At 45.1% G+C, this 14,180-nt stretch carries 16 protein-coding genes; 12 read left to right on the top strand and 4 right to left on the bottom strand.

The window, feature by feature from the left end; genetic code table 11:
• Nucleotides 1-26 precede the first annotated feature (26 nt).
• Complete coding sequence (gene fumD, locus NA986_RS04980; protein ID WP_000165779.1) at nt 27-239, top strand: fumarate hydratase FumD; 213 nt, start codon at nt 27-29, stop codon at nt 237-239.
• 109 nt (nt 240-348) lie between these two features.
• Here fumD and mlrB read toward each other — a convergent pair whose 3' ends face one another.
• The 4 genes from mlrB to NA986_RS04960 all read right to left on the bottom strand — a co-directional run bounded on the left by mlrB (nt 349) and on the right by NA986_RS04960 (nt 5,819).
• On the bottom strand, nt 349-1,308 hold the full coding sequence (gene mlrB, locus NA986_RS04975; RefSeq protein WP_023216614.1) for a transcriptional regulator MlrB: 960 nt from the start codon (nt 1,306-1,308) through the stop codon (nt 349-351).
• A gap of 172 nt (nt 1,309-1,480) precedes the next feature.
• Entirely contained in the window at nt 1,481-2,209 is a 729-nt protein-coding gene (locus tag NA986_RS04970; RefSeq protein WP_000122320.1) for a MerR family transcriptional regulator, read from the bottom strand.
• Nucleotides 2,210-2,387: 178 nt separating this feature from the next.
• Nucleotides 2,388-3,026 (bottom strand): two component system response regulator, encoded by a 639-nt coding sequence (locus NA986_RS04965; RefSeq protein WP_000666334.1) that lies wholly within the window; start codon nt 3,024-3,026, stop codon nt 2,388-2,390.
• Nucleotides 3,027-3,056: 30 nt separating this feature from the next.
• Entirely contained in the window at nt 3,057-5,819 is a 2,763-nt protein-coding gene (locus tag NA986_RS04960) for a two component system sensor kinase (RefSeq protein WP_023195244.1), read from the bottom strand.
• 400 nt (nt 5,820-6,219) lie between these two features.
• Here NA986_RS04960 and spiC point away from each other — a divergent pair, with 400 nt between their 5' ends.
• The 11 genes from spiC (at nt 6,220) to sscB (ending at nt 14,179) form a co-directional block, all read left to right on the top strand.
• On the top strand, nt 6,220-6,621 hold the full coding sequence (gene spiC, locus NA986_RS04955; protein ID WP_001562740.1) for an SPI-2 type III secretion system protein SpiC: 402 nt from the start codon (nt 6,220-6,222) through the stop codon (nt 6,619-6,621).
• 1 nt (nt 6,622) lies between these two features.
• Nucleotides 6,623-8,116 (top strand): SPI-2 type III secretion system protein SpiA, encoded by a 1,494-nt coding sequence (gene spiA / locus NA986_RS04950; protein ID WP_000261287.1) that lies wholly within the window; start codon nt 6,623-6,625, stop codon nt 8,114-8,116.
• The gene (ssaD, locus tag NA986_RS04945; RefSeq protein ID WP_023216916.1) at nt 8,097-9,308 is read left to right on the top strand and encodes a SctD family type III secretion system inner membrane ring subunit SsaD; all 1,212 of its coding nucleotides are present in this window, start codon (nt 8,097-8,099) and stop codon (nt 9,306-9,308) included. Before spiA ends, ssaD begins: the two co-directional genes overlap by 20 nt.
• 7 nt (nt 9,309-9,315) lie before the next feature.
• Entirely contained in the window at nt 9,316-9,558 is a 243-nt protein-coding gene (gene ssaE / locus NA986_RS04940) for a YscE family type III secretion system co-chaperone SsaE (protein WP_000210204.1), read from the top strand.
• 262 nt (nt 9,559-9,820) lie between these two features.
• Nucleotides 9,821-10,147, top strand: coding sequence for an SPI-2 type III secretion system chaperone SseA (gene sseA, locus NA986_RS04935; protein ID WP_000972855.1), 327 nt, complete (start codon nt 9,821-9,823; stop codon nt 10,145-10,147).
• Nucleotides 10,148-10,153: 6 nt separating this feature from the next.
• On the top strand, nt 10,154-10,744 hold the full coding sequence (gene sseB, locus NA986_RS04930) for an SPI-2 type III secretion system translocon protein SseB (protein ID WP_000094420.1): 591 nt from the start codon (nt 10,154-10,156) through the stop codon (nt 10,742-10,744).
• Nucleotides 10,741-11,214, top strand: a complete 474-nt coding sequence (sscA, locus tag NA986_RS04925) for a SycD/LcrH family type III secretion system chaperone SscA (RefSeq protein ID WP_000711023.1) — start codon at nt 10,741-10,743, stop codon at nt 11,212-11,214. The genes sseB and sscA overlap by 4 nt, the downstream gene beginning before the upstream one ends.
• Before the next feature lie 2 nt (nt 11,215-11,216).
• Nucleotides 11,217-12,671: a type III secretion system translocon protein gene (locus NA986_RS04920; protein WP_198889109.1), complete on the top strand. Its 1,455-nt coding sequence runs from the start codon at nt 11,217-11,219 to the stop codon at nt 12,669-12,671.
• A 15-nt stretch (nt 12,672-12,686) separates the two neighbouring features.
• On the top strand, nt 12,687-13,274 hold the full coding sequence (gene sseD / locus NA986_RS04915; protein ID WP_023216917.1) for an SPI-2 type III secretion system translocon protein SseD: 588 nt from the start codon (nt 12,687-12,689) through the stop codon (nt 13,272-13,274).
• A 2-nt stretch (nt 13,275-13,276) separates the two neighbouring features.
• Complete coding sequence (gene sseE, locus NA986_RS04910) at nt 13,277-13,693, top strand: LcrR family type III secretion system chaperone SseE (RefSeq protein ID WP_000249605.1); 417 nt, start codon at nt 13,277-13,279, stop codon at nt 13,691-13,693.
• A gap of 51 nt (nt 13,694-13,744) precedes the next feature.
• On the top strand, nt 13,745-14,179 hold the full coding sequence (gene sscB / locus NA986_RS04905; protein ID WP_000979963.1) for a SycD/LcrH family type III secretion system chaperone SscB: 435 nt from the start codon (nt 13,745-13,747) through the stop codon (nt 14,177-14,179).
• Nucleotide 14,180 lies beyond the last annotated feature (1 nt).

Raw genomic sequence — 14,180 nt, 5'->3', positions numbered from 1 at the left:
GTTTGAGCTGGCGACGAGTAAAACGTATGACAAAACCGACAAAAGATGACGAACTGTACCGCGAGATGTGCCGGGTGGTGGGCAAGGTCGTGCTGGAAATGCGCGATTTGGGGCAGGAGCCTAAATATATTGTTATTGCGGGCGTGTTAAGAACCGCGCTGGCGAATCAACGCATCCAACGTAGCGCGTTAGAAAAACAGGCTATGGAAACCGTGATTAACGCTCTGGCGCGGTCATAGCCGCTATCAGGGTGGAAACAGTCTGTTGGCAATAACGACATCGCCTTTGAATTGTCGCGATTGTCACCATGGCGGGCAGGTTGCCCGCCGTTAGCGATGCGCAGGGTTATCAGGTGATGGCTAAGCGCAGCCCTAATGTATCAGGGTACGGCTCAAAATAATTCTGGCTGCGTAGATAGTCATCCGGATGTTCCGCCAGATAGTGCTTCAGCAGCGTTAACGGTGCCAGGATAGGTAGTCGGCCCGCCCGGTAGCCGAGAATCACCTCGCGTAATTCCGCGCGTTGCCTGCTGTTCAACGCGCGGTGAAAATAGCCCTGGATATGCATCAGCACATTGGTGTGATTTTTACGTGAAGCGGGGTGGCGCAGGATAGCCATCAGTTTTTCTCTGTATCGGACAAAGAAGGCATCCAGATCGTCCCACTCATGCAGACGCGCGACGAAAGGGCCAATTTCGCGGTAGCCGGCCTGGTGGTGGGCGAGAAGCTGAAGTTTATATCGGCTATGAAACGCGAGCAAACTGTGACGACTCAAGCCCAGCGCGCGTAGCGCATTTAATTCATGTAGCGCGAAAATACGTGCGATGAAATTCTCGCGTAGTACCGGATCGTGCAGGCGACCATCTTCCTCTATCGGCAGCCAGGGATATTTGTCCATCATCGCAGCGGTAAACAGCCCCGTGCCAGCTTTGCGGCCCCTGTTACCCTTTTCATCATACAGGCGAACGCGCTCCATTCCGCAACTGGGCGATTTTGCACACACAATAAACCCCGCCAGTTCGCCTATTGTTGGCAGAAACCGATCGGCAAAGGCATTCATTCGCTCGGTAACGTCATCGTGCGGGGCATGGCTATAGCGCATCCGAATGTCGCCACAGGTCGTCTGGATAAGACGCAGCGCAGGGCGAGGAACGGGCAGGCCGATCGCCACCTCCGGACAGATCGGTTTGTAGGTCACCCACGGCGCCAGAGAGTTCATGACAAAATCCATACGCTTATGTCCGCCATCAAAGCGTACCGCGGCGCCAGTCAGACATCCGCTAATGCCGACTACGGGTTTGTTATTCATGATTCCCCCTTATTGAAAGTACGACGACTGACGCCGATGGCGCAAAATGTTATCTCACGCTGATCTAAAACTTACACAACTTTGTTTTTTTGTCTAAGTTTTCGCGGAGATTTTTTTTGACGTAGCTAAATATCAATAAGATAGAATGAGGGGAAGAAATCTATTTCAGCGCTTATAGTGTGATAACCTCCAGCGAAGCGACCACGTTGCGCCACTGGGCAAGCTGTTTTTTCTGCCCGGCAGTGAGCTTGCCGGTGGTCACCAGGAACCATTTTCTCTGGGCGAACAGCTCGGGCGCCAGAACGGCTGGTGGAGAGGGAAGCACATTGAGCCGCAGCTCTTGTCCGGTACGAGTCAACGCTTCCAGCCAGATTTCACAGTGATCCGAGAGATGCCATCCGCTAATAAAGGCATTGTTGCCAGGCGCTTTTCTGTCGCCTTCAAGGCAAAAAGAGGTGTAGGCAATAATGATGCCATCCAGTATTTCGCGCAGCGTCATCACGGCGGGAAGATGCGCGGACACTTTGCTGCGCAACGGACGCAATAAATGGGTCACCAGTTCTGCGCGGGGATATTCCCGGCCACAGTCATAAATCAACTGCCGCAGCGCGTCAATTCGCCCTTCGTGGAGATGTTGAAGCATCGTCTCCTGAATCGTTATCCAGTTATCGCCCAGGCGAATGACCGGACGCGACAGTAAGGGTTTGACCTGACTTATCGGTACGCCTTTTCTCACCCAGTCGAGGATGCTAAGCGCTTGTCGAATATCGTCATCGCTGTATAAGCGATGCCCGCCATCAGTACGCTGCGGTTTCAATAAACCATAGCGTCGCTGCCATGCCCTTAGCGTGGCGGCATTGATACCGCATAGTCTGGCAAATTCGCCGATAGAATACGACATGGTAAAGCCCGTTAAATAAGGGGATTCTACTATATCATGATTAAATGAAGACTAAGGTAGTGATAAATGGTGCGGCATACCAGGGCATCCGTATGGATTTTGTCGATGATGAGCAATACTGCGTGGCGTAAGGCTCATCAAAATATGACCAATGCTTAATACCATCGGATGCCCCTGGTTAATACTCTATTAACCTCATTCTTCGGGCGCAGTTAAGTAACTCTGTCACTTTATGAACCTGTAGCTTTCTCATCATATTCATCCGATGTGTTTCGACGGTTTTTATACTGATATGTAGTTTTTCGCTGATCCCATGATTGGTATACCCCTCGTCAATAAGTTTAAGAACCTGACGCTCGCGCAAAGTAAGCAGTTGATGATTGGTCGTGTCAGCCTTTAATTCAGCCAGGATAGCTTCCCGATTCAACGTCGGGTCAATGTAACGCTTGTTTACTGCTACTGTTTGCAATGCCGCTAACAGAACTTGCTGACTACTGCTTTTTAAAACATAGCCATTAGCACCTGCGGCTAAAGTTTTAATGGTCATATACTCTTGTTGGTATGCTGTGTAAACCAGAATATTCATTGCTGGCCAACGCTGATGTAATTGAGGAATGATATCCAGGCCATTGATGCCAGGTAAGCTAAGATCAAGGATAAGTATGTCAGGCTCGTATGCGCAACAGGCATTATAAACCTCAAGACCATTTTTAACATGCTCTACAATTTTAAAATGAGGCCAGGGTAATAAGGCATTCATAATGCCGTTAATGATGATTTCATGATCGTCTACTAATAAGATCTTATATTCTTTCATTTTGCTGCCCTCGCGAAAATTAAGATAATATTAAGTAATGGTGTAGTTTTTGAAGATCATACGTATTTTCTGGCGTAAGTCGGTTAGTTCCTCCAGCGCGATGATTTTCCCCATTTTTACGCGATTCTCAATGTCTATGACATAGCATACCAATTCAGTCTGCCCTATTTGACCTAAACAGCCTTTTAATGTGTGAATTAACTGATCGATTTTTTGTCCAGCCGATACGGCATTTTCAATATCAGCCAGCAAGAGGTCCAGTGATTGGAAAATCTTGCTATTAATGACCATATCATCTGTCGCCAGTAGCGCTGAGCAGCGACTTGGATCCTGCTCCTGTAGCTCTATATTTCGTAAAAGTTGGTATTCTGCGGCAATACTGATATAGCGAGCTAAGGTAGCCAATGTCACTGGTTTGGTAATGTAATGATGAATCCCATTTTTTTTACAACGATGAATATCTTCTGTCGCTACGCTAGCGGATAGCGCCACAAACATGCAGTCAGGATCTAAATTATTCGGCTCATCGTGCCATAATTGTACACATTCAATACCATCTATTTCTGGCATTCTAATGTCAATCAGTACTAAATCGAATCGCTGCTGTTGTGATAAAGTCAGAGCCTCGTTACTACTGGCGGCAATAGTGACGTGTTGGCCCAGGCTGACAAGCATTTTGCCGATGATATCCCGATTAATATCGGCATCATCAACCAAAAGAATCTGCAACTGCCAGGGAGGTAACAAATTATTTATTACTGGTATATTTGGTGTACACAATATTAACTGTTGCGCCAGGTCGTAGAGTTTTCCGGGGAAATACAAAAGCTCAGCGTTGAGAAGCGCATTTTGCTGGTGGGGTGGTTCACCGCGTATTCCCCAGCAAGCCAGTTGCCGATGCAGGCAGAAAGGCGCTGACAGCGTCCCTTTAATTGGTTGAGGCGGCTGGTATTCTTGTAAGGGTAATACTAGCGAGACACAGGTTCCAACCCCGGGGACACTTTTTAGTGTCAGATTACCGCCCATCATTTTAGCCAGGCTTGACGCAATAGTCAGTCCAATTCCTGTACCTTGCGAATTTGTGTCTGCTTGATAAAAAGCAGTAAAGATTTGAGACTGCTGCTGTATTTCAATCCCTTTACCGCTATCGCTAACCAGAAATATTAATTGTTCCTCATGACGCTTGACCGTCAGACGTATCCCTCCGGTTTCGGTAAATTTTACCGCGTTCCCGAGTAAATTAACCAAAATTTGCCGTAAACGGATACTGTCGGTATGAAAATAGAGAGGGACATGTTGACCGACAAAAGTACGTAATGACAGTTTTTTGCTTTGCGCCGGCCCCTGGATGGTTTGCATAGCCTGGTCCAGTAACGGCAGTAACGCTGTTTCTTCCATATGTAATGTGAAATGACCAGACTCGATGCGTGAAAAATCCAGCAGATTATTAATAATAGCTAACAAAGACAGTGTACAATTCCTGGCGGTATCAGCTAATCCTTGCTGCTCTATGTTTAAAGGGGTGGTTTGTAATAATTCAATCGCACCGAGTACGCCATTCATCGGAGTACGTAACTCATGACTTATTACCGTAAGATGAATGCTTTTACGTTTGTTAGCTTGCTCAGCGCGTTTTTTTGCTTCATTTAGCGCCTGGGTGCGCTCTGCGACTTTGTTTTCCAGATTGTCGTATTGGACTTGTAGAGTATCAAGCAGTTGGTTAAAAGCACCGGCAATACTATCTAATTCATCCAGTCGTTGTGCTGGTAAACGTGTGCTCAGCGGTGAAGTTGCGGTTTTATTAATGACATCGACAAAACGCCATAACGGTTTGGCCAGTGAGCGATGTAGTAACCAGCAAAAAGCCGACGTCATCAACACCAATGCTGTTAATGTAAAGGGGATTTGTTGAAGGATAATTTTTAAGATGCGATTATGTAGATTACCGTATGGGTACAGCGTAACCAGACTCCATCCGGGGCCATGCAAGGTTGTGCGTAATATCAGAAATCCGGGAATTTGCTGCCATCCATCATGCAGCGTTACATTTTCTAACTGTGTACGTATTTTTTGCGGGATGTATGAAAACGGCAATAAGTGGTTGTTTTGATCCAGCCATACTCGAATACTATCATCTAATGGTAGGTGGCTCTTGGTAATGAGATCGGGAAGTTTAACCGTCACCCCAAAAAATACGCCTTGCTGATCGGCAACCACAACGGAAGCGTGCCATCCTTTGCCGTTTATGTATTCTGGTTCACTCCAGTAAAACCCGGCATGGGTTGGGTATAAAGGAAAGCTTTTTCGCGTTAAAGGCTGTAGAGTTGAATAATCTGAAGGGTTATCAGTAGATAATAACGAAATCTCATTTTTATGGTTAAGAATAAAACTATCGCGACGAAAGCTTTTTTCATCGATATCAGAGGACTGCAGAAAGAGACGGTGCTTCTCTCCGTTTAGCGTCGGCGTGCAATTTGAAGGACCGACAGAAAGATGCCGGCTCACCTCAGGGAAAATATCGTTATGATGAATCTCAGTCGCTAATGAGCATTGATACATTAAATTTTTAGCGTCACGTTCAGCCTCTTCAAACCGTTGATTGCTTAGTACAATATTCATCTCGGATAGAACGGATAAGTCCTCTATTATATGCTGCCGTTTCTGAACCATTGATATATAAGCTGCGGTAAGCACAGATAGCAGCCAAATAATTATTGTTGTTAATAAAAATAAAAAAGTTAGCCTGATTACTAAAGATGTTTGCAGCGTATTCTTGAGATTGAGCAAATTCATAATGCTTTCCTCCAGTTGCCTGTTGCAAAATCTTTGGCACTTGATCACTATCGCAGTACATATAGTTTCATCAGAAGATTAATCGATGGTGTTATCATTAGGAAGATAAATTTCTTCATATATAACCCAGTCGATGACTACAATTACTTTTTAATAAGGTGGCGATGTAAAAACATCGTAACAGTTTATTTAATAAATAATTTTTCAAATTGTAATTTTTTATGTCAATGCTGAAAGTGTAATTGTGAATTTATCGGAAAATCCGAATGATAGAATCGCCTGTGACAAGGTATATGTAGACAGCATCCTGATATTGTACAAGAAGAGTATAGTCGAAATAAATGTGAATCAGGCTTTTTACGGATGTGGTTGTGAGCGAATTTGATAGAAACTCCCATTTATGTCTGAGGAGGGATTCATGCTGGCAGTTTTAAAAGGCATTCCATTAATTCAGGATATCAAGGCCGAAGGTAATAGCCGATCCTGGATAATGACTATTGATGGGCATCCTGCCAGAGGAGAAATTTTCTCAGAAGCATTTTCTATTTCTTTGTTCTTAAATGACCTGGAAAGCTTACCTAAGCCTTGTCTTGCCTATGTGACACTACTGCTTGCAGCACACCCGGACGTCCATGATTATGCTATACAGCTCACAGCGGATGGGGGATGGTTAAACGGTTATTATACCACAAGTAGTAGCTCTGAGCTTATTGCTATTGAGATAGAAAAACACCTGGCTTTAACTTGCATTTTAAAAAATGTAATACGCAATCACCATAAACTTTATTCGGGTGGGGTATAAAATGGTAGTAAATAAACGTTTAATCTTAATTTTACTATTTATACTCAATACAGCAAAGAGTGATGAGTTATCATGGAAAGGTAATGACTTCACCCTTTATGCCAGACAAATGCCATTAGCAGAGGTTTTACATCTGCTCTCAGAGAACTATGATACGGCTATTACTATTAGCCCATTGATAACAGCTACATTTAGTGGAAAAATTCCGCCTGGACCACCGGTCGATATTTTGAATAACCTGGCAGCACAATATGATTTGCTTACCTGGTTTGATGGCAGCATGTTATATGTATATCCTGCATCGTTATTAAAACATCAGGTTATCACTTTCAATATTTTATCTACTGGACGGTTCATTCATTACTTACGCAGCCAGAATATCCTTTCATCACCGGGATGTGAGGTTAAAGAAATTACCGGTACCAGAGCTGTGGAGGTGAGCGGTGTTCCCAGCTGTCTGACTCGTATTAGTCAATTAGCTTCAGTGCTGGATAATGCGTTAATCAAACGAAAAGACAGTGCGGTGAGTGTAAGTATATACACGCTTAAGTATGCCACTGCGATGGATACCCAATACCAATATCGCGATCAGTCCGTCGTGGTTCCAGGGGTCGTGAGTGTATTGCGTGAGATGAGTAAAACCAGCGTACCGGCGTCATCGACGACCAATGGTTCACCCGCTACACAGGCATTGCCCATGTTTGCTGCCGACCCACGCCAGAATGCAGTGATCGTTCGTGATTATGCGGCCAATATGGCCGGGTATCGGAAACTCATCACAGAATTAGATCAACGCCAGCAGATGATAGAGATTTCGGTGAAAATTATCGATGTTAATGCTGGAGATATTAACCAGTTAGGCATCGACTGGGGAACGGCAGTGTCGCTGGGTGGCAAGAAAATTGCGTTCAATACAGGTTTGAATGACGGCGGTGCTAGCGGTTTTTCAACGGTAATCAGCGATACCTCAAACTTTATGGTGCGTTTGAATGCCCTGGAAAAAAGCTCTCAGGCTTATGTACTTTCCCAGCCATCTGTGGTGACTTTAAATAATATCCAGGCTGTGCTGGATAAAAATATTACTTTCTATACCAAACTGCAGGGAGAAAAAGTGGCTAAACTTGAATCCATCACTACGGGTTCTTTGTTGCGCGTTACACCTCGCTTGTTAAATGACAATGGCACGCAAAAAATAATGCTTAATCTTAATATTCAGGATGGACAACAAAGTGATACGCAAAGCGAAACAGATCCGCTACCCGAAGTGCAAAATTCTGAAATTGCTTCGCAAGCCACATTATTAGCCGGACAAAGTCTATTGCTGGGAGGGTTTAAACAAGGTAAACAAATCCACTCGCAAAACAAAATCCCTTTATTGGGCGATATCCCTGTCGTAGGTCATTTGTTTCGCAATGATACGACTCAAGTACATAGTGTAATCAGGCTTTTTTTGATTAAAGCCTCAGTAGTAAATAATGGCATATCTCATGGTTAATCCAAAGAGTTCCTGGAAAATACGTTTTTTAGGTCACGTTTTACAAGGCCGGGAAGTATGGCTGAATGAAGGTAACCTGTCACTGGGGGAGAAAGGATGCGATATTTGTATTCCGCTTACTATAAATGAAAAAATTATTCTGAGAGAACAGGCAGATAGTTTATTTGTTGATGCCGGGAAAGCCAGAGTTAGAGTTAATGGCCGCAGATTTAATCCAAATAAGCCGCTACCATCCAGTGGGGTTTTGCAGGTTGCGGGAGTGGCTATCGCCTTTGGTAAACAGGATTGTGAACTTGCTGATTATCAAATACCCGTTTCCAGATCGGGGTACTGGTGGTTGGCTGGCGTATTCTTGATTTTCATCGGTGGAATGGGGGTCCTGTTAAGTATTGGCGGTCAGCCTGAAACGGTAAATGACTTACCTTTGCGGGTTAAGTTTTTATTAGACAAAAGCAATATTCATTATGTGCGGGCGCAATGGAAAGAAGATGGAAGCCTGCAGTTGTCCGGTTATTGCTCGTCAAGCGAACAGATGCAAAAGGTGAGAGCGACTCTCGAATCATGGGGGGTCATGTATCGGGATGATGTAATCTGTGATGACTTATTGATACGAGAAGTGCAGGATGTTTTGATAAAAATGGGTTACCCGCATGCTGAAGTATCCAGCGAAGGGCCGGGAAGCGTGTTAATTCATGATGATATACAAATGGATCAGCAATGGCGTAAGGTTCAACCATTACTTGCAGATATTCCCGGGTTATTGCACTGGCAGATTAGTCATTCTCATCAGTCTCAGGGGGATGATATTATTTCTGCGATAATAGAGAACGGTTTAGTGGGGCTTGTCAATGTTACGCCAATGCGGCGCTCTTTTGTTATCAGTGGTGTACTGGATGAATCTCATCAACGCATTTTGCAAGAAACGTTAGCAGCATTAAAGAAAAAGGACCCCGCTCTTTCTTTAATTTATCAGGATATTGCGCCTTCTCATGATGAAAGCAAGTATCTGCCTGCGCCAGTGGCTGGCTTTGTACAGAGTCGCCATGGTAATTACTTATTACTGACGAATAAAGAGCGTTTACGTGTAGGGGCATTGTTACCCAATGGGGGAGAAATTGTCCATCTGAGTGCCGATGTGGTAACGATTAAACATTATGATACTTTGATTAACTATCCATTAGATTTTAAGTGAGTGGAAAATGACAACTCTGACCCGGTTAGAAGATTTGCTGCTTCATTCGCGTGAAGAGGCCAAAGGCATAATTTTACAATTAAGGGCTGCCCGGAAACAGTTAGAAGAGAACAACGGTAGGTTACAGGATCCGCAGCAATATCAGCAAAACACCTTATTGCTTGAAGCGATCGAGCAGGCCGAAAATATCATCAACATTATTTATTATCGTTACCATAACAGCGCACTTGTAGTGAGTGAGCAAGAGTAAAGTAAAAATATCTTAGAGCCTATCCCACCAGGCGTTATTGGCGCAGCCAGCCTGGACACGGACAGCGCGCAAAAACCGGAGCGTACACGTAGCACGTGAGGTTTGACTCGCTACGCTCGCCCTTCGGGCCGCCGCAAGCGGCGTTCAAAACGCTAACGCGTTTTGGCGAGCACTGCCCAGGACCAAAATGGCAAGTAAAATAGCCCTAATGGGATAGGCTCTTAGTTAGCACGTTAATTATCTATCGTGTATATGGAGGGGAATGATGATAAAGAAAAAGGCTGCGTTTAGTGAATATCGTGATTTAGAGCAAAGTTACATGCAGCTAAATCACTGTCTTAAAAAATTTCACCAAATCCGGGCTAAGGTGAGTCAACAGCTTGCTGAAAGGGCAGAGAGCCCCAAAAAGAGCAGAGAGACAGAGAGTATTCTTCATAACCTATTTCCACAAGGCGTTGCCGGGGTTAACCAGGAGGCCGAGAAGGATTTAAAGAAAATAGTAAGTTTGTTTAAACAACTTGAAGTACGACTGAAACAACTTAATGCTCAAGCCCCGGTGGAGATACCGTCAGGAAAAACAAAAAGGTAAAGCATAATGTCTTCAGGAAACATCTTATGGGGAAATCAAAACCCTATTGTGTTTAAAAATAGCTTCGGCGTCAGTAACACTGATACCGGGGGGCAGGATGACTTATCCCAGCAAAATCCGTTTGCCGAAGGGTATGGTGTTTTGCTTATTCTCCTTATGGTTATTCAGGCTATCGCAAACGATAAATTTATTGAAGTCCAGCAGAACGCTGAACGTGCCAGAAATACCCAGGAAAAGTCAAATGAGATGGATGAGGTGATTGCTAAAGCAGCCAAGGGAGATGCTAAAACCAAAGAGGAGGTGCCTGAGGACGTAATTATATACATGCGTGAACACGGTATTCTCATCGATGGTCTGACCATTGATGAATATATGGCTAAATATGGCGATCATGGGAAGCTGGATAAAGGTGGTCTACAGGCGGTCAAAGCGGCTTTGGATAACGATGCCAACCGGAATACCGATCTTATGAGTCAGGGGCAGATAATAATTCAAAAAATGTCTCAGGAGCTTAACGCTGTCCTTACCCAACTGACGGGGCTTATCAGTAAGTGGGGGGAGATTTCCAGTATGATAGCGCAGAAAACGTACTCATGAAAAAAGACCCGACCCTACAACAGGCACATGACACGATGCGGTTTTTCCGGCGTGGCGGCTCGCTGCGTATGTTGTTGGATGACGATGTTACACAGCCGCTTAATACGCTGTATCGCTATGCCATGCAGCTTATGGAGGTAAAAGAGTTCGCCGGCGCAGCGCGACTTTTTCAATTGTTGACGATATATGATGCCTGGTCATTTGACTATTGGTTTCGGTTAGGGGAATGCTGCCAGGCTCAAAAACATTGGGGGGAAGCGATATACGCTTATGGACGCGCGGCACAAATTAAGATTGATGCGCCGCAGGCGCCATGGGCCGCAGCGGAATGCTACCTCGCGTGTGATAACGTTTGTTATGCAATAAAAGCGTTAAAGGCCGTGGTGCGTATTTGCGGCGAGGTCAGTGAACATCAAATCCTCCGATTGCGTGCAGAAAAGATGTTACAGCAACTTTCTGACAGGAGCTAAAAATGAATCGAATTCACAGTAATAGCGATAGCGCCGCAGGAGTAACCGCCTTAACACATCATCACTTAAGCAATGTCAGTTGCGTTTCCTCGGGTTCGCTGGGAAAGCGCCAGCATCGTGTGAATTCTACTTTTGGCGATGGCAACGCCACGTCTCTGCTATTAGGGAAAATTAGTCTTCAGGAGGCAAGCAATGCGTTGAAGCAACTGCTTGATGCCGTACCCGGAAATCATAAGCGTCCATCATTGCCTGACTTTTTGCATATCAATCCCACTGTTTTATCAATGATGATGACGACATTAATACTCAACGTCTTTGGTAATAACGCTCAATCGTTATGCCAACAGCTTGAGCGGGCAACTGAGGTGCAAAATGCATTACGTAATAAGCAGGTAAAGGAGTATCAGGAGCAGATCCAGAAAGCGATAGAGCAGGAGGATAAAGCGCGTAAAGCGGGCATTTTTGGCGCTATTTTTGACTGGATTACCGGCATATTTGAAACCGTGATTGGCGCCTTAAAAGTTGTGGAGGGTTTTCTGTCCGGTAATCCCGCAGAAATGGCTAGCGGCGTAGCTTATATGGCCGCAGGTTGTGCAGGAATGGTTAAAGCCGGAGCCGAAACGGCAATGATGTGCGGTGCTGACCACGATACCTGTCAGGCGATTATTGACGTGGCAAGTAAAATTCAAGTTGGTTGTGAAGTCGTCGCGATGGCACTGGATGTTTTCCAGATTGGTCGTGCTTTTATGGCGACGAGAGGCTTATCTGGCGCAGCTGAAAAAGTGCTTGGCTCCAGTTTAGGCGAAGAAATGGTTGAGCGTATGGTTGGTGCAGGGGAAGCAGAAATAGAGGAGTTGGCTGAAAAATTTGGCGAAGAGGTGAGCGAAAATTTTTCCAAACAATTTGAGGCGATTGAGCGTGAAATGGTTTCGCCGGGCGAGATGGAAGAGGAGTCTGCTGAGTTTTCTCGTAAGGTAGAAAATAATATGACGCGAAGCGCGGGAAAAAGCTTTACGAAAGAGGGGGTGAAAGCCATGGCAAAAGAAGCGGCAAAAGAAGCCCTGGAAAAATATGCGCAAGAAGGGGGAAAGTTTCTGTTAAAAAATTTTCGTAATAAAGTTCTCTGGAATATGTTCAAAAAAATCCTGTATGCCTTACTGAGGGATTGTTCATTTAAAGGCTTACAGGCTATCAGATGTGCAACCGAGGGCGCCAATCAGATGAATACTGGCATGGTTAACGCAGATAAAGCGAAGCTCGAAAAGAAAATAGAGCAATTAATAACTCAGCAACGGTTTCTGGATTTCATAATGCAACAAACGGAAGACCAAAAAAAGATAGAACAAAAACGCTTAGAGGAGCTTTATAAGAGTAGTGGTGCCGCGCTTAGAGATGCATTAGATACCATTGATCACTATAGTAGCGTTCAGGCGAGAATAGCTGGCTGTCGCGCTTAATCTGAGGATAAAAATATGGAAGCGAGTAACGTAGCACTGGTATTACCAGCGCCTTCCTTGTTAACGCCTTCTTCCACTCCATCTCCCTCCGGGGAGGGAATGGGTACTGAATCAATGCTTCTGTTATTTGATAATATCTGGATGAAGCTAATGGAGCTTGCCAAAAAGCTGCGCAATATCATGCGCGACTATAACGTAGTAAAACAACAGCTGGCCTGGGGGCTACAGGTCAATGTTTTACAGACGCAAATGAAAACAATTGATGAAGCGTTTAGAGCATCAATGATTACTGCGGGTGGCGCAATATTGTCGGGCGTGCTGACGATAGGATTAGGGGCCGTAGGCGGGGAAACCGGCCTTATAGCGGGTCAAGCCGTAGGCCACACTGCTGGAGGCGTCATGGGCCTGGGGGCCGGTGCAGCGCAACGTCAAAGTGATCAAGATAAAGCGATTGCCGACCTGCAACAAAATGGGGCCCAATCCTATAATAAATCCCTGACGGAAATTATGGAGAAAGCAGCTGAAATTATGCAACAAATCATGGGCGTGGGGTCGTCACTGGTCGCGGTTCTTGCTGAAATACTCCGGGCATTAACGAGGTAAACATGGTGCAAGAAATAGAGCAATGGTTGCGTCGGCATCAGGTGTTTACTGAGCCTGCATATTTAGGGGAGACCGCCATATTACTTGGGCAGCAGTTTATATTATCGCCTTACCTGGTGATCTATCGTATTGAGGCAAAAGAAATGATTATTTGTGAGTTCAGGCGCCTGACGCCCGGGCAACCTCGACCACAGCAATTGTTTCACTTACTGGGACTTTTACGCGGGATATTTGTGCATCACCCGCAGTTAACATGTTTAAAGATGTTGATAATCACCGACGTTCTGGATGAAAAAAAAGCCATGCTACGCAGGAAATTATTGCGCATCCTGACAGTAATGGGAGCGACCTTTACACAGCTTGATGGCGATAACTGGACAATTTTATCCGCCGAGCATCTTATCCAGCGACGTTTTTAAATGACCTTCCTGACGTAAATCATTATCACGTGAAAATAACAATCAATAGGTATGATGATGAAAGAAGATCAGAAAAATAAAATACCCGAAGACATTCTGAAACAGCTATTATCCGTTGATCCGGAAACCGTTTATGCCAGTGGTTACGCCTCATGGCAGGAGGGGGATTATTCGCGCGCCGTAATCGATTTTAGCTGGCTGGTGATGGCCCAGCCATGGAGTTGGCGTGCCCATATTGCATTGGCTGGCACCTGGATGATGCTTAAAGAATACACGACGGCCATTAATTTCTATGGACATGCCTTGATGCTGGATGCCAGCCATCCAGAACCGGTTTACCAAACGGGCGTCTGTCTCAAAATGATGGGGGAACCCGGGTTGGCGAGAGAGGCTTTTCAAACCGCAATCAAGATGAGTTATGCGGATGCCTCATGGAGTGAGATTCGCCAGAATGCGCAAATAATGGTTGATACTCTTATTGCTTAAA

The sequence above is a fragment of the Salmonella sp. NW177 genome (assembly GCF_051811585.1).
Taxonomy (GTDB): Bacteria; Pseudomonadota; Gammaproteobacteria; order Enterobacterales; family Enterobacteriaceae; genus Salmonella; species Salmonella enterica.
The sequence above is the reverse complement of the archived record's forward strand: the minus strand, read 5'-3'. Positions and strand labels throughout refer to the sequence as shown.

Bases quoted from the DNA above. Each gene is read 5' to 3' on its own strand.
- fumD (WP_000165779.1), top strand. From the start codon at position 27: ATGACAAAACCGACAAAAGATGACGAACTGTACCGCGAGATGTGCCGG.
- mlrB (WP_023216614.1), bottom strand. From the start codon at position 1,308: ATGAATAACAAACCCGTAGTCGGCATTAGCGGATGTCTGACTGGCGCC.
- NA986_RS04970 (WP_000122320.1), bottom strand. From the start codon at position 2,209: ATGTCGTATTCTATCGGCGAATTTGCCAGACTATGCGGTATCAATGCC.
- NA986_RS04965 (WP_000666334.1), bottom strand. From the start codon at position 3,026: ATGAAAGAATATAAGATCTTATTAGTAGACGATCATGAAATCATCATT.
- NA986_RS04960 (WP_023195244.1), bottom strand. From the start codon at position 5,819: ATGAATTTGCTCAATCTCAAGAATACGCTGCAAACATCTTTAGTAATC.
- spiC (WP_001562740.1), top strand. From the start codon at position 6,220: ATGTCTGAGGAGGGATTCATGCTGGCAGTTTTAAAAGGCATTCCATTA.
- spiA (WP_000261287.1), top strand. From the start codon at position 6,623: ATGGTAGTAAATAAACGTTTAATCTTAATTTTACTATTTATACTCAAT.
- ssaD (WP_023216916.1), top strand. From the start codon at position 8,097: ATGGCATATCTCATGGTTAATCCAAAGAGTTCCTGGAAAATACGTTTT.
- ssaE (WP_000210204.1), top strand. From the start codon at position 9,316: ATGACAACTCTGACCCGGTTAGAAGATTTGCTGCTTCATTCGCGTGAA.
- sseA (WP_000972855.1), top strand. From the start codon at position 9,821: ATGATGATAAAGAAAAAGGCTGCGTTTAGTGAATATCGTGATTTAGAG.
- sseB (WP_000094420.1), top strand. From the start codon at position 10,154: ATGTCTTCAGGAAACATCTTATGGGGAAATCAAAACCCTATTGTGTTT.
- sscA (WP_000711023.1), top strand. From the start codon at position 10,741: ATGAAAAAAGACCCGACCCTACAACAGGCACATGACACGATGCGGTTT.
- NA986_RS04920 (WP_198889109.1), top strand. From the start codon at position 11,217: ATGAATCGAATTCACAGTAATAGCGATAGCGCCGCAGGAGTAACCGCC.
- sseD (WP_023216917.1), top strand. From the start codon at position 12,687: ATGGAAGCGAGTAACGTAGCACTGGTATTACCAGCGCCTTCCTTGTTA.
- sseE (WP_000249605.1), top strand. From the start codon at position 13,277: ATGGTGCAAGAAATAGAGCAATGGTTGCGTCGGCATCAGGTGTTTACT.
- sscB (WP_000979963.1), top strand. From the start codon at position 13,745: ATGATGATGAAAGAAGATCAGAAAAATAAAATACCCGAAGACATTCTG.